Origin of the sequence: Nocardioides sp. PD653-B2 (genome assembly GCF_002117935.1) — a bacterium.
Taxonomy (GTDB): domain Bacteria; phylum Actinomycetota; class Actinomycetes; order Propionibacteriales; family Nocardioidaceae; genus Nocardioides.
Map to the genome: position 1 here is coordinate 1 of NZ_BDJE01000029.1, position 24032 is coordinate 24032.

Annotated in this window: 22 protein-coding genes; 18 read left to right on the forward strand and 4 right to left on the reverse strand. The window is 72.5% G+C overall.

Translation table 11 applies throughout. From position 1 onward, the window contains the following. Positions 1-117: 117 nt before the first annotated feature. The 3 genes from PD653B2_RS13230 to cofD form a co-directional block, all read right to left on the reverse strand. Positions 118-870 (reverse strand): DUF3105 domain-containing protein, encoded by a 753-nt coding sequence (locus PD653B2_RS13230; RefSeq protein WP_085872857.1) that lies wholly within the window; start codon positions 868-870, stop codon positions 118-120. Between the two features lie 61 nt (positions 871-931). Beyond that, complete coding sequence (locus PD653B2_RS13235) at positions 932-1894, reverse strand: coenzyme F420-0:L-glutamate ligase (RefSeq protein ID WP_085872858.1); 963 nt, start codon at positions 1892-1894, stop codon at positions 932-934. After that, positions 1891-2889: a 2-phospho-L-lactate transferase gene (gene cofD, locus PD653B2_RS13240; protein ID WP_085872859.1), complete on the reverse strand. Its 999-nt coding sequence runs from the start codon at positions 2887-2889 to the stop codon at positions 1891-1893. The genes PD653B2_RS13235 and cofD overlap by 4 nt, the downstream gene beginning before the upstream one ends. A 227-nt stretch (positions 2890-3116) precedes the next feature. Here cofD and PD653B2_RS13245 point away from each other — a divergent pair, with 227 nt between their 5' ends. The 3 genes from PD653B2_RS13245 (at position 3117) to PD653B2_RS13255 (ending at position 7740) form a co-directional block, all read left to right on the forward strand. Further along, positions 3117-3371, forward strand: coding sequence for a WhiB family transcriptional regulator (locus PD653B2_RS13245; RefSeq protein ID WP_056154191.1), 255 nt, complete (start codon positions 3117-3119; stop codon positions 3369-3371). A gap of 125 nt (positions 3372-3496) precedes the next feature. Continuing rightward, the gene (locus PD653B2_RS13250; RefSeq protein ID WP_133059021.1) at positions 3497-6340 is read left to right on the forward strand and encodes a glycosyltransferase family 2 protein; all 2844 of its coding nucleotides are present in this window, start codon (positions 3497-3499) and stop codon (positions 6338-6340) included. Continuing rightward, the gene (locus tag PD653B2_RS13255; protein ID WP_085872861.1) at positions 6337-7740 is read left to right on the forward strand and encodes a DUF5719 family protein; all 1404 of its coding nucleotides are present in this window, start codon (positions 6337-6339) and stop codon (positions 7738-7740) included. The genes PD653B2_RS13250 and PD653B2_RS13255 overlap by 4 nt, the downstream gene beginning before the upstream one ends. A 6-nt stretch (positions 7741-7746) precedes the next feature. Here the strand turns inward: PD653B2_RS13255 and PD653B2_RS13260 are convergent, their stop codons facing one another. Beyond that, positions 7747-8199, reverse strand: coding sequence for a metallopeptidase family protein (locus PD653B2_RS13260; RefSeq protein WP_085872862.1), 453 nt, complete (start codon positions 8197-8199; stop codon positions 7747-7749). A 49-nt stretch (positions 8200-8248) separates the two neighbouring features. Between PD653B2_RS13260 and PD653B2_RS13265 the strand changes: the two genes are divergently transcribed. The 15 genes from PD653B2_RS13265 (at position 8249) to PD653B2_RS13335 (ending at position 24032) form a co-directional block, all read left to right on the forward strand. Then, a complete protein-coding gene (locus tag PD653B2_RS13265; protein ID WP_085872863.1) occupies positions 8249-8608 on the forward strand; it encodes a DUF3499 domain-containing protein in 360 nt (119 codons plus the stop codon). An 82-nt stretch (positions 8609-8690) separates the two neighbouring features. Next, complete coding sequence (locus PD653B2_RS13270; RefSeq protein WP_085872864.1) at positions 8691-10064, forward strand: phosphomannomutase/phosphoglucomutase; 1374 nt, start codon at positions 8691-8693, stop codon at positions 10062-10064. Positions 10065-10066: 2 nt separating this feature from the next. Then, on the forward strand, positions 10067-10225 hold the full coding sequence (locus PD653B2_RS13275; protein ID WP_207559426.1) for a Trm112 family protein: 159 nt from the start codon (positions 10067-10069) through the stop codon (positions 10223-10225). Further along, positions 10225-11256: an SIS domain-containing protein gene (locus PD653B2_RS13280; protein WP_085872866.1), complete on the forward strand. Its 1032-nt coding sequence runs from the start codon at positions 10225-10227 to the stop codon at positions 11254-11256. The genes PD653B2_RS13275 and PD653B2_RS13280 overlap by 1 nt, the downstream gene beginning before the upstream one ends. A gap of 29 nt (positions 11257-11285) precedes the next feature. Beyond that, entirely contained in the window at positions 11286-12419 is a 1134-nt protein-coding gene (locus tag PD653B2_RS13285) for an acyltransferase family protein (RefSeq protein ID WP_085872867.1), read from the forward strand. Between the two features lie 10 nt (positions 12420-12429). Then, positions 12430-13410: a cation diffusion facilitator family transporter gene (locus PD653B2_RS13290; RefSeq protein WP_085872868.1), complete on the forward strand. Its 981-nt coding sequence runs from the start codon at positions 12430-12432 to the stop codon at positions 13408-13410. A 75-nt stretch (positions 13411-13485) separates the two neighbouring features. Then, entirely contained in the window at positions 13486-14178 is a 693-nt protein-coding gene (locus tag PD653B2_RS13295; protein ID WP_085872869.1) for an aspartate/glutamate racemase family protein, read from the forward strand. A 98-nt stretch (positions 14179-14276) separates the two neighbouring features. Beyond that, positions 14277-15722, forward strand: coding sequence for an adenosylhomocysteinase (gene ahcY / locus PD653B2_RS13300; protein ID WP_085872870.1), 1446 nt, complete (start codon positions 14277-14279; stop codon positions 15720-15722). Between the two features lie 148 nt (positions 15723-15870). Continuing rightward, complete coding sequence (gene mtrA, locus PD653B2_RS13305) at positions 15871-16581, forward strand: MtrAB system response regulator MtrA (protein ID WP_085872899.1); 711 nt, start codon at positions 15871-15873, stop codon at positions 16579-16581. Between the two features lie 7 nt (positions 16582-16588). Continuing rightward, positions 16589-18217: an MtrAB system histidine kinase MtrB gene (gene mtrB, locus PD653B2_RS13310; protein ID WP_085872871.1), complete on the forward strand. Its 1629-nt coding sequence runs from the start codon at positions 16589-16591 to the stop codon at positions 18215-18217. Beyond that, positions 18214-19956 carry an LpqB family beta-propeller domain-containing protein gene (locus PD653B2_RS13315; protein WP_085872872.1) on the forward strand — a complete coding sequence of 581 codons (1743 nt, stop codon included), beginning with the start codon at positions 18214-18216 and terminating at the stop codon, positions 19954-19956. Before mtrB ends, PD653B2_RS13315 begins: the two co-directional genes overlap by 4 nt. A gap of 57 nt (positions 19957-20013) precedes the next feature. Beyond that, positions 20014-20751, forward strand: coding sequence for a ComF family protein (locus tag PD653B2_RS13320; RefSeq protein WP_085872873.1), 738 nt, complete (start codon positions 20014-20016; stop codon positions 20749-20751). 438 nt (positions 20752-21189) lie between these two features. Beyond that, positions 21190-21813: a ribosome hibernation-promoting factor, HPF/YfiA family gene (hpf, locus tag PD653B2_RS13325; protein WP_085872874.1), complete on the forward strand. Its 624-nt coding sequence runs from the start codon at positions 21190-21192 to the stop codon at positions 21811-21813. A 113-nt stretch (positions 21814-21926) separates the two neighbouring features. Then, positions 21927-22610, forward strand: a complete 684-nt coding sequence (locus tag PD653B2_RS13330; RefSeq protein WP_242665275.1) for a response regulator — start codon at positions 21927-21929, stop codon at positions 22608-22610. A 210-nt stretch (positions 22611-22820) separates the two neighbouring features. Continuing rightward, complete coding sequence (locus tag PD653B2_RS13335; RefSeq protein WP_085872900.1) at positions 22821-24032, forward strand: winged helix-turn-helix domain-containing protein; 1212 nt, start codon at positions 22821-22823, stop codon at positions 24030-24032.

Sequence of the window (24032 nt, forward strand, 5' to 3'; positions counted from 1 at the left end):
GGTTTGGGACGGGGGGCGGCCCGGGGGTGTCAGAACAGCGCAATTGCGCGATTCGGACGGCCCCGGACGCCCCCCGGGGCAGAGAGCGTCACCCGAGGGAGCCCGGGCGACGTTCGCTCACAGGGCGCTGGGCTCGGGGGAGTCGAAGTAGGGGTACTTCTCCATGAAGGAGCTGAGCGCGGCGCCGCTGACCTCGGAGCAGTACTGGAAGACCCCGACCTGCTTGGACGTGTCGGTCTCGCCCTGCCCGCCGATCGACCAGTGCGTGAAGGCGATGTGCTGGCCGTCGGGGAACTTCGCGCCGCCCTCGTCGTCCGACGTCCACGGCACGGCGATGAACTTGTCGCGGAGGTCGTCGCCACCGCCGGAGAACTTCTCCGCGATGCCGCGGATCTCCTTCACGTCCGAGTCGCTGACGGTGTCGTCGTACCAGAGGATCGTGTAGCCGTGCTCGAGGTTGTGGACGAGCGCCTCGAGCGCGGGCCGGTCGTCGTCGCTGTAGAACTTGCGCGCGAACGGGGCGGGGGCGACCCCGGCCTCGTTCCAGTGCGCGCCGAAGGCCGGCGGGGCCTGCTGGTAGTCGACGGTGGTCGGGTACGGCACGTGGTTCTGGTTGCCTTCGGCCTTCTTGGTCGTGATCTTCTGGCAGACCGAGGCGGGGGCGCCGATGTCGCTGAGCGCGAGGTTGTCGAGGGCTCGTCCGTCCCACCAGTCCTTGATCGGCTTGTACGCCGCGGCGCCGACGATGAGGACGGCGATCAGCAGGCAGACCCCGACGATGGCGAAGCCGCGCTTCTGGTCGGCGCTCTTCTGCTTCTTGCGGATCTGGTCGATGACCGCCTGGCGGTCGGACTTTGCGGGCTTGGCCACAGTCGGCATTCCTCGATCGTGCGGTGCTCAAGGCTGGTCAGCGGCAAAGTCTACGGGTGGGTCACAGGTGAGCAGGCCGCAACCGGAGATCGTTGGGCGAATCCGTCGCGTGGACGGCCCAGCCGTGGGCGAAGGCGAGCGCCGTGAGCGGACGGGCCATCCCCGGCGGGACGGTCACGACCAGGTCCTCGCCGTTCCTCCCGGACCGGGATGCGCGCAGGACGAGCACCTCGGTGATCGCGGCCGACAGCTCCTCCGGCGCTGCGGGCGCCCCGAAGGGCGCGCGGTCGGCCGGGTCGCCCTTGAGAGCGCGTACGACGGCCTCGCGGGCGCCGTAGCCGAACAGGTCACCGCCCTCCGGTCGCACCAGTGCGCCGGCACCGGGCCCGTCGTCGCCGGGCGGCAGCACCAGGTCGGCGCGGCCGCGGAGCACGGCGAAGGGCCGGCCGCCGAGCTTGCCCTGGGCCAGCTCGGCGACGCCCGCGATCTCGTCGGCGACGGCCGGGGCGGTCACGGCGAGCTCGTTGCCGTGCCCGTCGGTGCGGCCCGCGAAGTCCTCGGCGACCACGAGACCGGCGGCTCCGATCGCGATGTCGGTCTGTCCCTCGCGCCAGGCCCGGCCAGCGGTGTCGGTGACGACGACCGCGACGTTGCGCCCGGAGCGTCGGTGCAGCCCGGCGCGGATCGCCCGGGCGGAGGCGTCGGGGTCCTCGGGCAGCAGCACGACCGACCCCTGCTCGACGTTCGAGTTGTCGATCCCGGCCGCGGCCAGGGTGAGCCCGTGACGGGTGCGCACGATCTGCGTCGCGCCGCGACGGGCGACGACCCGGAGCGTCTCGCCGGCCAGCGCGTCGTCGCGGGTGCCGGGGCGGACCCGTCCCTCGGCCTTGCTGACGACCTTGCTGGTGACGACGACGATGTCGCCGTCGGCGAGCTCGACGAGGGGGAGGATCAGCTCGACCAGGTCGTCGTCCGCCTGGATGTCGGGCGCCCCGTCGGGTGCCACGACCTCGATCCGGGTCATCCGCGGGCCAGCTCGGCGGCGGCGGCGGCCATGGCGGCGGTGGCGTCGTGGTCGGTCATCATCAGCGGCACGGCGCGGCAGGCGATCCCGCCCGCGCGGACCCGGTCGACCTGGTCGGCGTCGCGTTCGTCGACCAGCCAGCCGTCGAGGACCCCGCCGTCCGAGCGCGCGCCGTAGTGGAGGCCGACCCCGGCGGCGCTGACCTCGACGCCGATCGAGGTGAGCATCTGCTCGGCCATGCCGCGCACGTGCGTGCCGCCCACGATGGGGGAGAGGCCCACGACCGGGGCACGGGTCGCGACCAGCGCCTCACGCACCCGGGGCACTCCGAGGATGGTGCCCACCGAGACGACGGGGTTGGACGGCGGCAGGATCACCAGGTCGGCGTCGGTGATCGCATCGATCACCCCCGGACCCGGGGTGGCCTCGTCGAGACCGACCACCACCACGGTCTCGGCGGGGACGGCCGCGCGCAACCGCACCCAGTACTCCTGGAAGTGCACGACCCGGCGCCCGCTGGGCGACTCGGGGTCGGCGATCGCGACGTGGGTCTCGACCCGGTCGTCGGTCATCGGCAGGAGGCGGACGCCCGGCTGCCAGCGGTTGCAGAGCGCCTCGGTGACCTGCGAGAGCGGGAACCCGGCGTCGAGCATCTGGGTCCGCACGAGGTGCGTGGCGATGTCCCGGTCGCCGAGGCCGAACCACGTCGGCTCCACGCCGTACGCCGCGAGCTCGGTCTTGACGCTCCACGTCTCGTCGCGGCGTCCCCAGCCGCGCTCGAGGTCGATGCCGTCGCCGAGCGTGTACATCACGGTGTCGAGGTCGGGGCACACCTTGAGCCCGTGGACCCAGATGTCGTCGGCCGTGTTGGCGACCACCGTGACCGCGGCGTCGGGCCCGGCACCGGGCAGCCGACCGGTCGCGATGGCGTGCAGGAGGCCCTGGAGGAACCGGGCGCCGCCCATCCCTCCCGAGAGCACCGTGATGTTCTGCATGCGGATACCTTGCCGCACGCCTGCGTGCCGCTCGGGAGGGGGAGGCGGTCCGAGGGAGACCGCCATAGCAGATGCGGGGTTGACTTTCGGGGTACGACAGGCATGTAATTCCCACAGTGTCGTTCACGTTTTCCACGCGACGAGGTCGGTCCCGATTCCCCGGGGGTCCGGGTCGCGACGACAAACGCGGATGTGGGAGCAACAACCGGGTCGAAAGGGCGAGTGCCGTGAGAGAACTCTTTCTCCTCGACGGGGACGCCGAGGAAGCGGGATGGCAGGACCGTGCGCTGTGCGCACAGACCGACCCCGAGGCGTTCTTCCCCGAAAAGGGAGGGTCGACGAGGGAGGCCAAGAAGGTCTGCCTCACGTGCGAGGTCCGAGACGACTGTCTCGAGTCCGCACTCATGAACGACGAACGGTTCGGCATCTGGGGTGGTCTCTCCGAGCGGGAGCGCCGCAAGCTGAAGAAGCGCGCCGTCTGACGCACGACTGACCGCCACCGGCGAAGGCGTCCCGCTCGTGTCGGGACGCCCTCGCCGAGGACGGTTCCGCGTCAAGTCGGCTTCTCACCCGCGCCCGGTTACTGTTCGGGATCGTGGTTTCTTCGGTGTCGGCACTGCTCGTCAGTCACGACGGTGGTCGCTGGCTCCCCGCCGTCATCGACGGCCTGCGCGCGCAGCGGGTCCCAGTGGACGCGGTCGTCGCCGTCGACACCGGCAGCAAGGACGAGAGCGCGAACCTCCTCGAGGAGGCGTTCGGCGACGTCGCCCGGGTGCCGGCCTCGACGTCCTTCCCCGCCGCCGTCGACATCGCCCTCGGTCGCCTTCGCGACCACGGCTCCACCAGCGCGTGGGTCTGGATCCTCCACGACGACGCCAACCCCGACCCGGGCGCGCTCGAGGCCCTGCTCGCGGCCGCCGAGTCGGACCCGACCGCCGACGTCCTCGGGCCCAAGCTGCGCGAGTGGCCGTCGCTGAAGCGGCTGCTCGAGCTCGGCGTCACCATCTCCGGCACCGGTCGGCGCGAGACCGGCCTCGAGCGCGGGGAGTACGACCAGGGCCAGCACGACGAGGTCCGCGAGGTGCTCGCGGTCAACACCGCCGGCATGCTCGTGCGCCGGTCCGTGCTCGAGGAGCTCGGCGGCTTCGACGCCCAGCTGCCGATCTTCGGCAACGACCTCGACTTCGGCTGGCGGGCCGCCACGGCCGGCCACCGCACGCTGATCGTCCCGGCCGCGGTCGTCTTCCACGCCGAGGCCGCCCACCGCGGCGCCCGGCGTACGCCGCTGACCGGTCGGCACACCCACTACCAGGAGCGCCGCGCCGCGCTCTACACCCTGCTCGCCAACGCCCGCCGCCGGTCGCTGCCCTGGTTGGTGGTCCGGCTGGTGTTCGGCACCTTGCTGCGGATGCTCGGCTTCCTCGTCGTCCGGTCGGTCGGCGAGGCGCTCGACGACCTGGCGGCGCTGCTCTCCCTCTACTCGCGCCCCGGCCAGATCCGCGCCGCCCGCCGCGAGCGCCGCGCGCTCGAGCGCGCCGACCAGGAGCACGTACGCCGGCTGCTCTCGCCGTGGTGGGTGCCCTACCGGCACGGGCTCGACTTCCTCGGTGACCTGGTGGCCGCGGCCACCAACCAGGCCCAGGACGTCGCCGAGCGCCGCCGGGCCGCGGCCGCCGAGCACGCTCCGGCGAGCGCGGCGAGCCGACCGCGCACCGACGAGGACGAGCTGCTCTCGGAGGACACCGGCTTCGTCGCCCGCTTCCTGACCAACCCGGTCGCGCTGGCCCTGGCCCTCGTCGTGGTGCTCGCGTTCGTCGCGGCCCGTGGTGCCTTCGACTCGATCTCCGGCGGCGGGCTGTCCCCGGCGCCTGCCGATGCCGCCACCTGGTGGCGCCTCCACGTCGAGACGTGGCACCCGCTCGGCACCGGGACCGCCGTGCCGGCTCCGGCGTACGTCGCCCCGCTCGCGCTGCTGGCCACCCTGCTCGGCGGGAGCGCGTCGGCCGCGGTGTCGGCACTCTTCGTGCTGGCCGTCCCGCTCGGCCTCTGGGGCGCCTGGCGGTTCCTGCGGGTGGTCGGCCGGCTCGCGACCCCGGCCGGTGCGCCGCGCTGGGCGCTGCTGTGGGGCGCGACCACCTGGGCGCTCGTGCCGGTCGTGAGCGGCGCGTGGGGCGACGGCAGGTTCGGCGTGGTCGCGGTGGCCGCGGCGCTGCCCTGGCTGGCGCACGCCTCCCTCGGCTTCGCCGACCCCGACCCGGACCGCCGGTGGCGGGCCGCCTGGCGTGCGGGTCTGCTGCTCACCCTGGCCGCGGCGTTCGCCCCCGTCCTGTGGATCCTCGCCGCGCTGCTCGGGCTGGTCGTCGTCGGTGCGGCCGCGGCCGTCGTGCGCGGCGCGGTCCGCGACCGCTCGGTCTGGGGTCCGCCCGCGCTCGCCCTGGCGCTCGGGCCGCTCCTCCTGTCGCCGTGGTGGATGCCGGCGATCCAGCGCGGGGCGGCCGAGGGCCTCGTGCTCGACGTGGGCCGGTTGCCGATGCCGGACATCGACGCGCTCGACCTCGCCACCGGCCGGCTCGCCGAGCTGGGCGCACCGTGGTGGCTCGGCGCCGTCGTGGCCGTCCTGGCGCTGCTCGCCCTGCTCCCACGGACGACCCGGATCCCCGTCCTGGTGTGCTGGATCGTCGCCCTCGTGGCGGCGGTGCTCGCCGCCGGTCTCGGCACCGTGTCGGTCGCGCTCGCGGCGGCCACGGTCGACGCGGGGCTGGGTGCGCTCGTGGTCGTGCTCCAGGGTGCGCTCGTCGTCGCGGCGACGCTGGGTGCGGTCGGCATGGCCCGCGATCTGCACTCCTGGCGACGCGTCGTGGCCGCGGCCCTCGTGGCCGCGGCGGCCGTGGTCCCCCTCGCCGGCCTGGGTTGGTGGGTCGCCGGCCCCGACGACGCGATCGCCGACGGCATCGACACCGACATCCCCGTCTACATGGTGCAGACCTCCGAGGAAGGACCCGCCCACGGGATCCTGGTCGTCCGCGGCAGCGTGGACGAGGGCCTGACCTACTCCGTGCGCCGCGGTGACGGCGTCACCCTCGGTGAGGACGAGATCCTCGCCCTGACCGCGCAGGACGAGTCCTTCACGGCCGAGGTGCGTGCGCTCGTGTCGCGCCCGACCCCCGACGTGGTCGACGCGCTGGGTGCGAGCGGCATCGAGTACGTCGTGCTGCCCTCGCCCGCCGACGGCGAGGTCGCGTCGGTGCTCGACGCAGCGGCCGGGCTCGTCCAGGCGAGCGCCGCCGACCGCACCACCCGGGCCTGGCAGGTCGACCGCCCGCTCGACGGGTCGAGCCTCGACGGTGCGACCTCGTGGCTGCGCGTGGTGCTCCTGGTGCTGCAGGGCATCGGGGTCGTGGTGGTCGCCGTGCTCTGCCTGCCCACCACGAACCGGAGGCGAGAGTCATGAGCCACGCCGCTCCCGGGCGCCGCTCCGCCACCCGGCGCACCCGCTTCAACCCGACCACCCTGCTGGCCGTCGTGCTCCCGGTGCTGACGGCGCTCGCGCTGGTCTCCGTGCGCCCCGGCGCGACCGGCGAGACCACCGGCCCGCCGACCCGCACCGACCTGACGACGGCCACCGTCGTGTGTCCTGCCCCGATGGAGGGGGCGCCCGACGTGGCGTTGACCAGCAGTGCCGACGGGGTCGACGGCGACGTCCGGGTCGGCCTCGGCGACAAGACGACCAGGGCCCGGGTGACCTCGGGGCAGGTCACCACCGTCGGCCGGGGCGACGGTCCGGCCGCCGTGGTCGGCGAGGACGAGACGGCTCCCGGGCTGGCCGCAGCCCGGTTCGGCGACCGCGAGACGGCGGCCATGGGCTGCGTCGCGCCGGCACCGGTCTCGTGGTTCACGGGTGTCGGGGCCGGCGCCGGACACACCTCGGTGCTCGAGCTGGTCAACCCGGACTCCGGCACCGCCGTCGCCGACATCACCGTCTACGGGCGCGCCGGTGTCATCGACGTCCCCCAGCTGCGCGGCGTCTCGGTGTCCGGTGGCACCAGCGTGCGGCTCGACCTGGCGTCGATCGTGCCGCGGCGCGACGAGCTGGCCATCCAGGTCGTGGCCTCCCGCGGGCGGCTCGGCTCGACGGTGCTCGACCGCTACGACGAGGTCGGCGCCGCCGAGCTGACCCAGGACTGGCTCCCCGCGCAGGCCGGCCCCGCGACCTCGACCACCCTGATGGGCCTGGCCCCCGGCCAGGGCCGGCGCACGCTGGTGCTCGCGAACAGCAGCGACGACGAGGTGCGCGCCCGGCTGCAGGTCGTCACCGAGGAGTCGGTCTTCGCGCCCGAGGGCGTGCCCGAAATCCGGATCGCGCCCCAGAGCGTGCAGCGGGTCTCGCTGTCGAGCGAGCTGGGGCCGGCCGTCGAGGACGGCGCGATCGGGGTCCGGCTGGCCTCCTCCGGGCCGATCACCGCCACCCTCCGGTCCTACGTCGGGCACGACCTGTCGCACGCGGTGCCCGCCGACGTCGTCGAGACCTCGGCCACCGTGCTGCTGCCCGAGGGCGCGAAGGGAGACGAGAAGTCCGTGCTCCTCGCCGGGGCGACCAACGCCGGGGACGTGACGGTCACGTCGCGGAGCGCGTCGGGTGCCGAGCTGGACAGCACCAAGGTCGAGATCTCGCCGAACCGCGGCGTCGTGGTGCCGCTGCCCGACGGCGCGGTGCTCGTGACCATCACGCCGGCGCGGACCGTCGTCACGGGCAGCGCGATGGTCAGCGGCCGGTCCGGTGCCGCGGTGCTGCCGCTGCGCCGGCCGGTGCTCAGCGGCCTGATCCCCGCCGTACGGCCCGGTCTTCCCTAGCCGCTCCTAGTCGCCGCTGTCGTAGCGCGGGTCGACCAGGTCGGCGTCGATGCCGAGCAGCTCGGCGACCTGCTCGACCACGATGGTCAGCACCATCGCCTCGAGGTCGGTGCGGCTCTCGCAGCGGTGCTCGATGGGACGGCGGAACAGCACGATCCGGGTCGGGTTCGCGCCGGTGCCACGGACCAGCGACGACAGCGGGACGGTGCCGGCCGTCCAGTCGTCGGGGATCTGCGGCGCGTCCTCGACGGCGTACTCGACCAGGCCGAGCCGGTCCTGCCAGCGCTCCTCGATCTCGGTCACGATCCCGAGCGCGAGGTCGTCGAACCGCTCCCGGGCGGTGCGCAGCTCGGGCACTCCGGGCGTCGCCGGGACGACCGCCGGACCGCGCATGCCCCGGCCGCGCCGGTCCCGCACCCGACGCTTCGCGGGCCCGCCCTCGGGCCTGGTGTCGTCCACGCCGCGAGCCTAATCGGACACGGCCTGCCCGGCGGGTACCGTCTGCCGCGTGAGTCCTGCCCGCCGCTGTTCGCGCACCGCCTGCAGTCGGGCGGCGATCTGCACGTTGACCTACGTCTACGCGGACCAGACGGCGGTGCTCGGGCCCCTCGCGACGTACGCCGAGCCGCACGCCTACGACCTCTGTGACACCCACAGCGAACGGCTCTCGGCGCCCCGCGGCTGGGAGGTCCTGCGCCTGGCTCCGGACCCGGGCGCGCAGGGACCGTCGACCGACGACCTGCTCGCCCTCGCCGACGCGGTCCGCGAGGCCGGCCGTCCGGCACCCGTCGCGCGCGTCGCCCCGGTCGACGAGACCGGCCGCGAGACCACGCGGCGCGGCCACCTGCGGGTCCTCAGCAGCGACTGAGCCGCCCGGTCTCGACACGCTCCGTCGCTTGCTCGACCACCGTCGGTGGGTCCGCCGGCGCGTCCCCACTACTCTTCGAGGCATGGCCGACACCCTCGATCCTGCGAACGTGCGCGCGATCTTCAAGGCGTACGACGTCCGCGGCACCGTGCCCGACCAGGTCGACGAGACCCTCGCCCGGGCCACCGGCCGGGCTTTCGCCCAGGTGGTCGGCGCCTCGACGATCGTGGTGGGCCACGACATGCGGCCCAGCTCGCCCGGCATGGCCGGTGCCTTCGCGGCCGGGGCCAGCGAGGCGGGCGCCGACGTCGTGATGATCGGGCTCGCGTCGACCGACCAGCTCTACTTCGCCTCCGGCCACCTCGGCCACCCCGGCGCGATGTTCACCGCCAGCCACAACCCGGCGCAGTACAACGGCATCAAGATGTGCCGCCGGTTCGCCCAGCCCGTCGGCATGGAGACCGGGCTCGCCGACATCCGCGACCTGGTGCTCGAGCCGCGGCGGGTGACCGGCCCCTCCGGCGCGATCTCCGAGCACGACGTCCTCGACGCGTACGCCGCCCACCTGCTCACGCTCGCGCCGGTCACCGGACGACGGCTCAAGGTCGTGGCCGACGCCGGCAACGGCATGGCCGGCCACACCGCCCCCGCCGTCTTCGGCCGGCTCGGCGACGCCGTCGAGCTGGTCCCGATGTACTTCGAGCTCGACGGGACCTTCCCCCACCACGAGGCGAACCCGATCGAGCCCGCCAACCTGGTCGACCTCCAGCGCCGCGTGGTCGAGGAGAAGGCCGACCTCGGCCTGGCGTTCGACGGCGACGCCGACCGCTGCTTCCTCGTCGACGAGCGTGGCGAGGCGGTGTCGCCCTCGACCCTGACCGCCCTCATCGCCGCCCGCGAGCTGGCCAAGGAGCCGGGCGCCACCGTGATCCACAACTTGATCACCAGCCGCGCCGTGCCGGAGATCGTCACCGAGCTCGGCGGCACCCCGGTCCGCACCCGCGTCGGCCACTCCTACATCAAGGCCACGATGGCCGAGACCAACGCGATCTTCGGCGGCGAGCACAGCGGCCACTTCTACTTCCGCGACTTCTGGCGCGCCGACTCCGGCATGCTCGCCGCGCTGCACGCGATGGCCGCCCTCGCCGAGACCGACCGGACGCTCTCGGAGCTGCTGGCGCAGTACGAGCGGTACGTCGTCAGCGGCGAGATCAACTCGGAGGTCGCCGACCAGGCCGCGGTGACGGCCGAGATCGAGGCGTCGTACGCCGGCGCCGACGGCGTGACCACCGACGACCTCGACGGGCTGACCGTGAGCCACGCCGACTGGACGTTCAACGTCCGGCCGTCCAACACCGAGCCGCTGCTCCGCCTCAACGCGGAGGGGCGCGACCGGGCCACGATGGTGGAGGTGCGCGACCGCGTCCTCGCCCAGATCAGGAGAGAAGCCCCGTGAACATCGACCCCGCCCTGATGGCGATCATCGTCTGCCCGTCCTGCAAGTCCACGCTCGAGGTGGTCGCCGAGGAGCTCGTGTGCACGGGGTGCGGCCTGGCCTACCCCGTCCGCGACGACATCCCGGTGCTGCTCGTCGACGAGGCACGCAAGCCCGCCTGATGGCCACCTGGTTCGACGAGTCCCGGCTCGACGACGCCGCGGTCCTGGAGGCCGCCGACGACCGGTTCCGTGCGCTCGCCGAGTCCGGGGCGCGGGTCCGCCTGGCGGCGGGCGACGCGGCCGAGGCGATCGCGGACGCCGTGGCGCGTGCCGAGGGACTGGCCCGGCCCCGTGCGGTGATCGCCGCAGGACCCGACTCACGGCTGCTCCGCGCGGTGCTCGAGCCGTGGTGCCCGGTGCCGTTCGTGGCCTGGCCCGGGCCCGCCCTTCCCGGCTGGGCGGGCAGCCTCGACCTCGTCGTGGTGCTCGCGCCCGACGGCGCCGACACGGGCACGGCCTCGGCCGTCGCCGAGGCGGTCCGCCGGGGCTGCCAGGTCGTCGTGGCCTGCCCGCCGTCCTCGCTGGTGGCCGACCACGCCGCGGGTCGCTGGAGCGCGATCCTGCCGACCACCACCCGCGACCAGCTGGCCACCGCGGTCGTCGTGCTCGAGTACCTCGAGCAGGTCACCCTGGGCCCGCGGGCCGACGCGGAGCAGGTGGCCGAGGCGCTCGACGCGGTCGCGATCGCCTGCTCGCCGCACCGCGATCTCGCGGTCAACCCCGCGAAGATGCTGGCGATCGCCCTCGCCGACACCAACCCGGTGGTCTGGGGCGGCTCGGTGCTCGCCGCGCGGGCCGCGCGCCGGGTGGCCGAGTCGATCCGTCGGGCCAGCGGTCGCACGGCGTTGGCCGGCGACGCCGAGCACCTCCTGCCCGTGATCGAGGCCACCCGCACCCGCGACGTCTTCGACGACCCCTTCGCGGAGGGCGCGGGGGAGCTGCGCCCGATGCTGCTCGTGCTCGACGACGGCGCCGAGGACCCGGTCGTGCGCGAGCACCGGGGCCGCCTCCAGGCGGCCGCTGCCGGCCGCGGGGTCCGGGTCGAGACGGTGACCGCGGAGGCGCCGACGGAGGTCGCCCGCTACGCCTCGCTGCTGCTCAGCGGCACCTACGCGGCGGAGTACCTCCGACTCGGTCTGGTGGAGGACTGAACTCACCGCCGACCGGGTAGACCGGAGACGTGCCGTCCCAGACCTCGACGCCCACGAAGGCTGCCCGCGACCCCTGGTTCGACAACGCCAAGATGGCGCTGGTCACCCTAGTGGTCGTCGGCCACTCGTGGACGCTGCTGCCCGACACCCCGGTGATCGAGCACCTCTACGACTTCCTCTACGCCTGGCACGTGCCGGCGTTCGTGTTCGTCACCGGCTACCTCTCGCGCTCGTTCGCCTACACGCGGGTGCGCATGTGGCAGCTGGTCCGCACGGTCGTGGTCCCGTACGTCGTCTTCGAGTGCGCGCTCGGGCTGTTCCGCGTCTACGTCGGCGGCGAGGAGCTCGCCAACCTCTTCGAGGACCCGCACTGGCCGATGTGGTACCTCGCGGCGCTGTTCTTCTGGCGGCTGCTGACCCCGGTCTTTCGGCCGATGTGGGGCGGCCTCGCGGTCGCGGTCGCCGTCAGCCTGGTCGCCGGCATGTACGCCGGCGACACCCTCGACATCGCCCGGGTGCTGGGTCTGCTGCCGTTCTTCGTGATGGGCCTCAAGGCCACCCCCGAGCGGCTCGAGCTGCTGCGCAGGAAGCCCGCGCAGGTCACGGCGGTCTGCGTCTTCGTCGCGCTGTGGATCATCACGACCTGGACCGACGTGTGGGCGAGCACCGAGTGGCTCTACTACCGCTCCCGCTACGACGAGATGGGCTACGCCGACGACCTGGTGGCGCTGCTCACCCGGGCGCTCGTGCTGGCGCTCGGCACGCTGGGTGCGTGGTCCTTCCTCGCCCTGGTCCCGCGGCTGCACGGCTGGTTCACGCGGATGGGCGCGTGGACGCTGGTCGTCTACCTCTTCCACGGCTTCGTCGTGAAGAGCGCGTCGTACGCCGGCTACGGCGGCTGGGCCGATGACCACGCCGTGCTCTCCTTCGGCGTGACCACCGTCGCCGCGGTGCTGGTCGCGCTGTTCCTGGCGTGGCGGCCGGTGGCCACCCGTCTCACGAACTTCGTCGACCCGCTCGGCTACGGCGAGCGGCACCTGAAGGACGCCGTGCACCTGACCGCTGCCAAGGATCAGGTCCAGCCCGACGTGCAGGCCGAGGTCGAGGCCGGGGTCGACGCCGGACTGCATGCGCCGGCCCAGGAGGACGTCACCGCCAGATAGCCTCTGCGCCATGTCGACTGATGGTGGGAACAAGGCGGTGGTCGCCGCGTTGCTGGCGAACACCGGCATCGCGATCACGAAGTTCATCGCCTTCGCGCTCACGGGCATCAGCTCGATGCTGGCGGAGGCGATCCACTCGGTCGCCGACTCCGGCAACCAGGTGCTCCTGCTGCTCGGCGGTCGGCAGGCCAAGAAGGAGGCCACCCCCGAGCACCCGTTCGGCTTCGGCCGGGAGCGTTACATCTACAGCTTCATCGTCGCGATCGTGCTCTTCAGCGTCGGCGGGCTCTTCGCGCTCTACGAGGCCTACCACAAGTGGCACGAGATCCACTCCGGTCACGCGCACCTCGAAGGCGGCTGGGTCCGGTTCGTCCCCCTCGTCGTGCTCGGCATCGCGATCGTGCTCGAGTCGCTGTCCTTCCGCACCGCGATCCAGGAGACCAGCAAGGTCAAGGGCTCGGCGTCGTACCCGCAGTTCATCCGGCGGGCCAAGCAGCCCGAGCTGCCGGTCATCCTGCTCGAGGACTTCGCCGCGCTCCTCGGTCTCGCGTTCGCGTTCATCGCGGTCACCTTGACCCTGGTGACCGAGAACCAGTACTTCGACGTCGCCGGCACGGCGATGATCGGTGTCCTGCTCGTCGTCGTCGCGATCACGCTCGCCATCGAGACCAAGAGCCTGCTGCTCGGTGAGTCCGCGAGCCTCGAGGCCCAGCAGCGGATCGCCGACGCGATCAGCGGCACCGAGGGCGTGGAGCGGATCATCCACATGAAGACCCTCCACCTCGGCCCGGAGGAGCTGCTCGTCGCGGCGAAGATCGGCGTGCCGGGCGGCAGCGACGCGGACGCCGTCGCGGCCGCGATCGACGCGGCGGAGGTCGCGATCCGGGCCGCGGAGCCGACCGCCCAGCAGATCTACCTGGAGCCCGACATCTTCCGCGCCGACCACGTCCCGGCCGACCGCCCGGAGCCGCCCGCACCCGCCGGGCACTGACGCAGTTGGGGCCGGTCCCGGGTTCGCTGCCCCGGGGCGGCCTTCCTCGTCCACCGGTGGTGGTAGGCATGACGCGTGCGACGCATCGGACTGCTGGGCGGGATGAGCTGGGAGAGCTCGGCGCTGTTCTACGAGCTGCTCAACGAGCTCACCAAGGAGCGGCTGGGCGGGTTGCACTCCGCGCGGGTGCTGATGAGCTCGGTGGACTTCGCCGAGATCGCCGAGCTCCAGCACACGGGGGACTGGGCCCGGGCCGGCGAGGTGCTCGCCGACGAGGCGCGACGGCTGGAGGCCGCGGGCGCCGAACTGCTGGTGCTGTGCACCAACACCATGCACAAGGTGGCCGACGACATCACCGCCGCCGTGTCGATCCCGTTCCTCCATCTCGGCGACGCGACGGGCCGTGCGGTCGTCGAGGCGGGCCTGGCACGGGTCGCCCTGCTCGGGACCCGGTTCACGATGGAGCAGGACTTCTACGTCGACCGGATCGCGTCGTACGGCGTCGAGGTGATCGTCCCCGAGCCCGACCAGCGGGAGCTGGTGCACCGGATCATCTACGACGAGCTGGTGCTGGGCGTCGTGAGCGACGTGTCGCGCACGGCGTACGAGCAGGTCATCGCGGCGCTGGTCGACCGCGGGGCGCAGGGCGTCATCCTCGGGTGCACCGAGATCGAGCTGCTGGTCGGGGCCGACAACAGCCCCGTCCCGGTCTTCCCGACGACGCTCATCCACGCCCAGGCGGCGCTGGCCGCCGCCCTCGCTCCGTGAGCGTCGGCCCAGTGTGCGTCGAGGATTCTTCCTCCGGGCGCCCCGCGATCTAATCTCGGATTCCCGGAAGCATCCCTCGCCAGACCCCAGGAGCAGACATGGACTTCAAGGTCGCCGACCTCAGCCTGGCCGACTTCGGCCGCACCGAGATCCAGCTCGCCGAGCACGAGATGCCCGGCCTGATGGCGATGCGTGAGCGGTACGGCGCGGACCGGCCGCTCGCCGGTGCCCGGATCGCGGGCTCGCTCCACATGACGATCCAGACTGCGGTGCTGATCGAGACCCTCGTGGCTCTCGGCGCCGAGGTGCGCTGGGCGTCCTGCAACATCTTCTCCACCCAGGACCACGCCGCCGCGGCCATCGCCGTCGGCCCGAACGGCACTCCCGAGGACCCGCAGGGCGTCCCGGTCTTCGCCTGGAAGGGCGAGACGCTGGAGGAGTACTGGTGGTGCACCCAGCAGATCCTCAACTGGCCCGGTGACACGTTCGCGAACATGATCCTCGACGACGGTGGCGACGCCACGATGCTCGTCCACCTCGGTGTCGACGCGGAGAAGTCCGGCCAGGCGCCCGACCCCGCGACCGCCAAGAGCCACGAGCAGAAGATCGTCTTCGACGTCCTCAACGCCTCGCTCGCCGAGAGCAAGGACCGCTACACGAAGATCGCCGGCGAGATCAAGGGCGTCACCGAGGAGACCACGACCGGCGTGCTCCGCCTCTACGACATGATGAAGGAAGGCTCGCTGCTCTTCCCGGCCATCAACGTCAACGACTCGGTCACCAAGTCGAAGTTCGACAACAAGTACGGCTGCCGCCACTCGCTGATCGACGGCATCAACCGCGCCACCGACGTCCTCATCGGCGGCAAGGTCGCGGTCGTCTGCGGCTACGGCGACGTCGGCAAGGGCTGCGCCGAGTCGCTGCGCGGCCAGGGCGCCCGCGTCATCGTCACCGAGATCGACCCGATCTGTGCGCTGCAGGCGGCGATGGACGGCTACCAGGTCGCCACCCTCGACGACGTCCTCGACGTCGCCGACATCATCATCACCGCGACCGGCAACAAGGACGTCGTCACGGTCGAGCAGATGTCGAAGATGAAGCACAACGCGATCCTCGGCAACATCGGCCACTTCGACAACGAGATCGACATGGCCGGTCTCGAGACGTTCGACGGCATCGTCCGCAAGAACGTCAAGCCGCAGGTCGACGTGTGGACCTTCCCCGCTCGCCAGGAGCGAGGCGAGAGCGCCATCATCGTCCTCTCCGAGGGGCGCCTGATGAACCTCGGCAACGCGACCGGCCACCCGTCGTTCGTGATGTCGAACTCCTTCACCAACCAGGTGCTCGCGCAGATCGAGATCTTCACGAAGCCCGAGGAGTACCCGGTCGGCGTCTACGTGCTGCCCAAGCACCTCGACGAGGAGGTCGCCCGACTCCACCTCGACGCCCTCGGCGTGCGGCTCACGACCCTCACCGACGCGCAGGCGTCCTACCTCGGCGTCGACGTCGCGGGCCCGTACAAGTCCGAGCAGTACCGGTACTAGAGCGCCTGAGCCGAGCTGGCGAGGCTCAGGAAGCACGCCCTGGGTCGAGTAGCCGCGACCGGCGTATCGAGACCTGTGGTCTCGATACGCCGTCGCTCGTTGCCCACGACGGCTACTCGACCACCAACCAACTGTCATGATGGAGCGCATGAGCGAGCCCGCCGGCGCACCGTCCGGCCCCCTGACCGAGCAGACCGGCAAGGGCCGGATCCTCGTGGTCGACGACGACGCCTCCCTGGCGGAGATGCTCACCATCGTCCTGCGGCAGGAGGGCTTCGACAGCCGGATGGTCGCGCGCGGTGACATCGCGATGGACGAGTTCCGCGACTACCACCCCGACATCGTGCTGCTCGACCTGATGCTGCCCGGCAAGGACGGCATCGACGTGTGCAAGGAGATCCGCGCCGAGTCCGGCGTGCCGATCGTGATGCTCACCGCCAAGGGCGACACCGTCGACGTCGTCGTGGGCCTGGAGTCCGGCGCGGACGACTACGTCGTCAAGCCGTTCAAGCCCAAGGAGCTGGTGGCCCGGATCCGCGCGCGTATCCGGCGCTTCGACACCCCGGCGCAGGAGTCCCTCGCCATCGACGTGGCCGGCCACTCGGTGACCCGCGCCGGCCAGCCGATCAGCCTCACCCCGCTGGAGTTCGACCTGCTCGTCTGCCTGGCCCGCAAGCCGTGGCAGGTCTTCACCCGCGAGGTCCTCCTCGAGCAGGTCTGGGGCTACCGCCACGCCGCCGACACCCGCCTGGTCAACGTGCACGTGCAGCGGCTGCGCTCCAAGGTCGAGCACGATCCCGAGAACCCCGAGATCGTGGTGACGGTCCGTGGCGTCGGCTACAAGGCCGGGACCGCGTAGGAGTCCGATGCTGCGCTCCGCGACGGGCTCCCACAGGCTCCCGGAGTCGATCCGCCGGGGCCTCACCTTCTGGCGCCGCTCGATCCAGGCCCGGGTCGTCGCCAGCACCGTGCTGCTGTCGGCCGCCGTCATCAGCGTCGTCGGCTGGTTCCTCATCCAGCAGACCCGCGAGGGCCTGCTCGAGCACCGGGTCGACGTGGTCGTGGCCGAGGCGAACGACGAGACGGCCGCCGCGCGCGACCTGCTGAGCTCGGCGCCCGGCACCGACAGCGACGCCGTCACCCAGCAGAGCAACCTGGCCGCGACGATCATCCAGCGGGGCGAGACCCGCGGCTTCTCCGCCGTCCTCTTCGGCCCCTCCGAGGGCGGGGGCCGGATCGCCGACGGCGGCGCGAACTTCACAGCCGGTCTCGACACCAGCAGCGTCCCGGTGTCCCTGGAGCGGCACTTCGACGGCTCCACGGCGACCGCCTGGACGTACACGACCATCCGCACCACCGACGCGAGCGGGTCGGTCGTCGAGCAGCCCGGCGTCGTCGTCGGGTCGCAGGTCGAGCTGCCCTCCGACTCCGAGACCTACACGCTCTACTACCTCTTCCCGCTCGTCGAGCAGCAGGAGACCCTCGCCCTCGTCACCCGCGCCCTGCTCGCCGCCGCCGTGCTGCTGCTGGTGCTGGTCGCCGGGATGACCTGGCTGGTGACCCGGCAGGTCGTCACGCCGATCCGGATGGCGCGCCAGGTCGCGGAGCGGCTCGCGGCCGGCCAGCTCCAGGAGCGGCTGAAGGTCTCCGGCGAGGACGACCTCGCCCGCCTCGCCACGTCGTTCAACCAGATGGCCAGCAACCTCCAGCGCCAGATCCGCCAGCTCGAGGAGCTCAGCCGGGTGCAGCGCCGGTTCGTCTCCGACGTCTCCCACGAGCTCCGCACGCCGCTCACCACGGTCCGGATGGCCGGCGACGTCCTGCACGACGCCCGCCAGGACTTCGACCCCGCCACCGCCCGGGCCGCCGAGCTGCTCCAGAAGGAGCTCGACCGCTTCGAGACGCTGCTGGCCGACCTGCTCGAGATCAGCCGCTTCGACGCCGGCGCCGCCCTCCTCGAGGTCGACGACGTCAACCTCGTCGACGTGGCGCACCGGATCGTCGACGCCACCCGTCCGCTCGCCGCGCAGCGCGATGTGCGGGTCGTCGTGGACGCGCCCGACCACCCCTGCCTGGCCGAGGCCGACGTACGGCGGGTCGAGCGGATCGTCCGCAACCTCGTCACCAACGCCATCGACCACGCGGCCGCCGGCGGCGTCGACGCCGGCATCGTGGTGCACGTCGCCGGCGACGACCACGCGGCCGCGATCGCCGTGCGCGACTACGGCATCGGGCTGGCGCCGGGTGAGTCGTCGATGGTGTTCAACCGGTTCTGGCGCGCCGATCCGGCCCGCGCCCGCACGAGCGGCGGGACCGGGCTCGGCCTGTCGATCTCGCTCGAGGACACCCACCTCCATGGCGGCTGGCTGCAGGCCTGGGGCCGACCGGGCGAGGGTGCGCAGTTCCGCCTGACGCTGCCGCGCCGGGTCGGCGCCGTGCTGCGCCAGAGCCCGCTGCCGCTGGTGCCGGCCGACGTGTCGGAGCCGGTCTCGTGAGGGCGCGCTACGGCGCCGTGCTGCTCCTCCTGGCGCTCACGACCGCGGCGTGCGTGGGCGTGCCCGACAGCGGGCCTGTCGTGCAGACCCGGTCGCAGGGCGACATCTCCTCCGACTCCGGCATCTACTTCGACCCGCGACCCCCGCAGGACGGCGACTCCCGCTCGGACATCGTCCGGGGGTTCATCAACGCGATGACCGCCACGCCGATCCGGACGACGCGGGCGCGGGAGTTCCTCACCGCGGACGCCGACGCGGCGTGGGACCCGCAGAAGCGCACGATCACCTACGCCCTGACGCCCACGCCCCGCGAGACCGCGAACGGTGTCTCGCTGACGCTCACGGGCGCGGACGTGCTCGACAGCCGCGGCGCCTGGCAGGGAGCGCTGCCCGAGGACGACCGCACGATCGCCTTCCCGATGTCGATGGAGGACGGGCAGTGGCGCATCGACAGCGCCCCCGACGCGCTGATCCTCCCGGAGACCTGGTTCGAGCGGAACTACCGGCAGAAGTCGCTCTACTTCTTCGACCCCACCGCGTCGACCCTGGTGCCGGAGCCGGTCTACGTGCCCACCGGCCAGGCCCTCGCCACCACGCTGACCCGGGGGCTGCTGATGGGCCCGGCCGGGCGCCTGGAACGGGTCACGCAGAGCTTCGTCCCGCGCGGCCTGAAGGTCTCGGTGGGCGTCGCGGTCTCCGACGACGGCATCGCCGACATCCCGCTCATCGGCGACGCGGGACCGCTCACCTCCAACGCGGTCTCGCTGATGATGGCGCAGTTCGCGTGGACGCTGCGCCAGGACCCGACGATCGAGGCCATCCGGGTCTCGATCGACGGCGCCCCGGTGCCGCTGCCCGGCGGCGCCACGTCGTACCGGGTCGACGGCGGTGCCGAGTACGACCCGGCCGGCCTCCAGGCGAGCCCCTTGCTCTACGGGCTGCAGGACGGGCGGCTCGTGTCGGGCACCGCCAACGCCCTCGGCCCGGTCGACGGGCCTCTCGGCAACGACGACTACGGCGTCCGCTCCATCGGGGTGAACCTGGAGGCGTCCCGGGTGGCGGCCGTGGCCACCAGCGGGACCTCCCTCCTCACCGGACCGCTGACCGAGGGCGACGACGGGCGGGTGGACACCGTCGTCTCCGGAGCGACCGACCTGCTGCGACCGGCCTGGGACCTCGCGGACCGGATCTGGCTGGTCGATCGCGCCGAGGGCGGCGCGCGGGTGTCGTACGTCGAGGACGACACCGTGTCCAGCCTCCGGGTCCCCGGCATCACGGGCGAGCGGGTCCGGTCCTTCCTGGTGTCGCGCGACGGGACCCGTCTGGTCGCCCTGCTGCGTGGGAGGTCCGGGACCTACACCCTCGTCGTCAGCCGGATCGAGCACGGCAGCGCCGGTCGGGTCGTCGGAGCGACCCGGGCCGAGGAGCTCTCCGTCGAGGGCGAGATCCAGCTGCCGATCCGGGCGATCGCCTGGCGGACGCCGACGAGCATCGCGGTGCTCAGTCCCTTCACGCCGTCGGTCGCCCAGGTGCGCCTCGCCTCGGTCGACGGCTCCCCGGTCGGCAGCGACAGCTCGTCGTCGACGGTCGAGGGCCGGCTGCGTGACATCGCCGGGTCGCCGGCCGCCGGCGAGGAGACGTACGGCGTGACCTCGAACTCGCTGATCGTCCTCTTCGGCGCCGACCGACGGATCACACCGATCGACGAGAGCATCACCGAGGTCGTCTACGTCGGCTGATCCACAGGCCGCGGGCGACGGGTTGCCGACCGTCCGGGCGGCTGCTGGCATCGCCCCATGCTCCGGGACCTCCTCGACGGGTCGCTCGACCTGCTCCTCGGTGCCAGCTGCGTCGGCTGCGGGCGGCCCGGCCGGCTCCTGTGTCGCGGCTGCGCCGCGCTGCTGCCGGTCGAGGCCCGCCCGGCGTGGCCGGTCCCGCCGCCGCCGGGCCTCGCGACCCCTTGGGCTGCGGGGGAGTACGCCGGCACGACCCGCGCGATGGTCGTCGAGCACAAGGAGCACCGGCTGCTCGCCCTGAGCCGCCCGCTGGCCGACCAGCTGACGACCGCGGTCGCGGCGGCGCTCCGCGAGCTGCCGCCCGGTCCGACGGTGCTGGTCCCGGTGCCGTCTCGCCCTGTCAGCGTGCGCAGTCGCGGCCACGACCCCACGGGCTCGATCACACGCGGCGCCGGCCGGGCACTCCGCGGCCGTGGCCACGACGTCCTGACGGCCGCGATGCTGCGCACCCGGCCGGGGGTCGTCGACCAGGCCGGGCTGGGGGCCGCGGAGCGGGCGGCCAACCTCGACGGGTCGATGCACTGCCCGCCGGACGCGCTGCGCCGCCTCGCCGGTCGACGTCGTCGGGCCCGGGTGGTGGTGTGCGACGACGTCCTGACGACCGGCGCGACGGCCCGCGAGGCACAGCGCGCGCTCGAGGCCGTCGGCCTCCAGGTGGCCGCGATCGCCGTGGTCGCGGCGACGCGCCGCCTGATCCCGCCGACACGTGCGGTGATGTCCCAATCCGCGGACCCGTGACCCTGTCGCCGTTTCGGTCGAGGGACTAACGTCTGTGTATGGAGTCCGTCCGGGTCCGTGGTTGCGTCGTCAGGGTGCCCCGGTCCGCCCGGGTGCCAGGTCGGCAAGCCGATGCCAGTCGCAGGCGAAACGGTCCACGTAAGTCGCCACCAGGGGGGTCCGCCCCGCTGGGGGGACGATCACGGTGCGGCTTAGACGTAAGTCCTGCCTCGGCCCCGTCGCCAGATGCGGCGGCGGTCGGGAGAAGGTCAGTAGTGGCATTCAAGCTGCGAGAGCCTCAGCAGGCGATTGTGGGGTCGAAGACCAGGTCGGCCGGACGGACTCCATCTCACCCGAGCGCCGGGTCCCCACCGGGATCCGGGGCAACGGCCTGCCCCGTGGAGGGCGTGCTCGGGAGCTGATTCAACGAGAGACCAACTGTTGCAACGGGAGGTTCACATGGAAGTTGTGGTCACGGGTCGACACTGCGAGCTGTCGGACAGGTTCCGCAGTCACGTGGAAGAGAAGTTGTCGAGGCTCGAGAAGCACGACCATCGGATCATCCGCGTCAACGTGGAGGTCGAGTGCGAGCGCAACCCGCGCCAAGCGGACCGCGCCGTACGACTGCAGCTGACCGCCATGTCGAAGGGTCCCGTGATCCGCGCCGAGGCCTGCGCCGCCGACAAGATGGCGGCGCTCGACCTGGCCCTGGACAAGATGGCCGCCCAGATGCGGCGCGCGTCCGACCGTCGCCGGGTGCACCACGGGCGGCACACCCCGGTGTCCGTCGGCCAGGCGCTGGCCGCCGGGTCGGTCGACGACAGCGAGGACCGCGACGACGTCGTGACGCACGACCGCCAGGTCGGGCCGATCGACGTGACCGGCGACGGGCCGTTGGTGGTGCGCGAGAAGACCCACCCGGCCACGCCGATGACCCTCGACCAGGCGCTCTACGAGATGGAGCTCGTGGGTCACGACTTCTACCTGTTCGTCGACAAGGAGAGCGAGCGGCCGGCGGTCGTCTACCGGCGTCGCGGCTACGACTACGGCGTGATCTCGCTGGACCTCGGAGCGGCTGACTGAGCCGTCTCCGGCATCGAACGCACAGGTGGGGTGGCCCGTTCGGGCCACCCCACCTGTCCATGTCGCCGCCCGGGCGCGCGCATCCGGGGGCCCGATCGTGCCATGATGCCCACGTGGCCGAGCAGACGACCGACGCCGAGCGCGAGGCGATTCGCGTGCTCGTCGTGGACGACCAGGAGCTGTTCCGCCGCGGTCTGGTGATGCTGCTGGCCATCGAGTCCGGCATCGAGGTCATCGGCGAGGCCGGTGACGGCGTCGAGGGCACCACCCTGGCATCCAGCACCGCCCCCGACGTCGTGCTCCTCGACATCCGGATGCCCAAGCGCACCGGCATCGAGGCCTGCCTGGCCATCAAGGACGCGGTCCCGTCGGCCAAGATCATCATGCTCACCGTCTCCGACGAGGAGGCCGACCTTTACGAGGCCGTCAAGAGCGGCGCCTCCGGCTACCTGCTCAAGGACTCCTCGATCGAGGAGGTCGCCCAGGCGGTCCGCGTGGTCGCCGACGGGCAGTCGCTGATCAGCCCGTCGATGGCGGTCAAGCTGATCGACGAGTTCAAGCAGATGTCGCGCCCCGAGCGCGACCACGTGCCCGGGCTCCGCCTGACCGAGCGTGAGCTCGAGGTGCTCCGCCTGGTCGCCACGGGCATGAACAACCGCGAGATCGCCAAAGAGCTCTTCATCAGCGAGAACACCGTCAAGAACCACGTGCGCAACATCCTCGAGAAGCTCCAGCTGCACTCGCGCATGGAGGCCGTGATGTACGCCGTGAAAGAGAAGCTGCTCGAGCTGCCGTAGCGCCGGCTTGCCGGCGCTCAGACGCAGCAGCCAGGTCGAGTAGCCGCGCGACCGAGGAACGAGGTCGCGATCGGCGTATCGAGACAGCGGCGGGACGAGAAGCAGGGCCGGGACCTGAGGAGGTCTCGATACGCTCGCTGGCGCTCGCTACTCGACCGACGAGCGGCCACTGTCGGCGGCTCGTGATTGAGTCTCCCCGTGGTCGAGTCGATGAGCGTCGCCCAGGCCCGCCGGGTGGCCCTGGCGGCCCAGGGCTTCCTCGACAAGCGGCACGCAGCGCCGACGATGCGCACCTTCCAGCGCACGCTCGAGCGCACCGGTGTGCTCCAGGTCGACTCGGTCAACGTGCTCCAGCGGGCGCACTTCATGCCCCTCTACTCGCGGATGGGGCCCTACGACGTCGAGCTGCTGCGCCGGGCCGCCGAGCGCCGGCCGCGCCGGATCGTGGAGTACTGGGCGCACGTGCAGGCCTACATGCCGGTCGAGCTGTGGCCGGTGATGCGGCACCGGATGGCGTCCTACCGGGAGAAGCGCGGCAAGTGGGGGACCGTCGACGAGAAGCCGGGGCTCGAGGCGGACCTGATCGCGGAGGTCCGCGACCGCGGCGCCTCCACCGCGCGCTCCCTCGACGACGGGCTGCCGCGCAGCAAGGACAACTGGGGCTGGAACTGGTCGGAGACCCGGCGGGTGCTCGACTACCTCTTCACCGCCGGTGAGCTCGCCATCGCCGGGCGCAACAGCCAGTTCGAGATCCTCTACGACCTCCCCGAGCGGGTGATCCCGCCCGAGATCCTGGCGCTGCCGACCCCGTCGGTCGAGGAGGCGAGCCGCGAGCTGATCCGCCGCGCGGCCCGCTCCCACGGGGTCGCCACCGGCCCGGACCTGCGCGACTACTACCGGATGCCGGTCGCGGCGGCGGCGGCCGCGGTGGCCGAGCTGGTCGAGGAGGGCGAGCTGCTGCCGGTGCAGGTCCAGGGCTGGACCCGGCCCGGGTACCTCCACCGCGACGCCCGCCTCCCGCGCCGGGTGGACGCCCGGGCGCTGCTCAGCCCGTTCGACCCGGTCGTGTGGGAGCGGCGACGCACCGAGGAGCTCTTCGACTTCCGCTACCGGATCGAGATCTACGTGCCCGCCCCGCAGCGCGTCCACGGCTACTACGTCCTCCCGTTCCTGCTCCGTGACCGGATCGTCGGCCGGGTCGACCTCAAGGCCGACCGGCAGTTCGACGCAGGAGCGGGCCGCCTGGTCGTCAAGGCGGCGTACGCCGAGCCGGGTGCGCCCGCCGACGCCGCCGAGGAGCTCGCTGCCGAGCTCCGCCAGCTGGCGGGGTGGCTCGACCTCGCCTCGATCACGGTCGAACCCCGCGGGGACCTCGCTCCGGCGCTGGCGGCCCTGGTGGGCGCCGGAGCTGCTCTGGGTTAG

Coding starts and splice junctions, on each gene's coding strand:
- PD653B2_RS13235 (WP_085872858.1), bottom strand. CDS start 1,894: ATGACCCGGATCGAGGTCGTGGCACCCGACGGGGCGCCCGACATCCAG.
- cofD (WP_085872859.1), bottom strand. CDS start 2,889: ATGCAGAACATCACGGTGCTCTCGGGAGGGATGGGCGGCGCCCGGTTC.
- PD653B2_RS13255 (WP_085872861.1), top strand. CDS start 6,337: ATGAGCCACGCCGCTCCCGGGCGCCGCTCCGCCACCCGGCGCACCCGC.
- PD653B2_RS13270 (WP_085872864.1), top strand. CDS start 8,691: ATGGCCGACACCCTCGATCCTGCGAACGTGCGCGCGATCTTCAAGGCG.
- PD653B2_RS13280 (WP_085872866.1), top strand. CDS start 10,225: ATGGCCACCTGGTTCGACGAGTCCCGGCTCGACGACGCCGCGGTCCTG.
- PD653B2_RS13290 (WP_085872868.1), top strand. CDS start 12,430: ATGTCGACTGATGGTGGGAACAAGGCGGTGGTCGCCGCGTTGCTGGCG.
- ahcY (WP_085872870.1), top strand. CDS start 14,277: ATGGACTTCAAGGTCGCCGACCTCAGCCTGGCCGACTTCGGCCGCACC.
- mtrA (WP_085872899.1), top strand. CDS start 15,871: ATGAGCGAGCCCGCCGGCGCACCGTCCGGCCCCCTGACCGAGCAGACC.
- mtrB (WP_085872871.1), top strand. CDS start 16,589: ATGCTGCGCTCCGCGACGGGCTCCCACAGGCTCCCGGAGTCGATCCGC.
- PD653B2_RS13320 (WP_085872873.1), top strand. CDS start 20,014: ATGCTCCGGGACCTCCTCGACGGGTCGCTCGACCTGCTCCTCGGTGCC.
- hpf (WP_085872874.1), top strand. CDS start 21,190: ATGGAAGTTGTGGTCACGGGTCGACACTGCGAGCTGTCGGACAGGTTC.
- PD653B2_RS13335 (WP_085872900.1), top strand. CDS start 22,821: ATGAGCGTCGCCCAGGCCCGCCGGGTGGCCCTGGCGGCCCAGGGCTTC.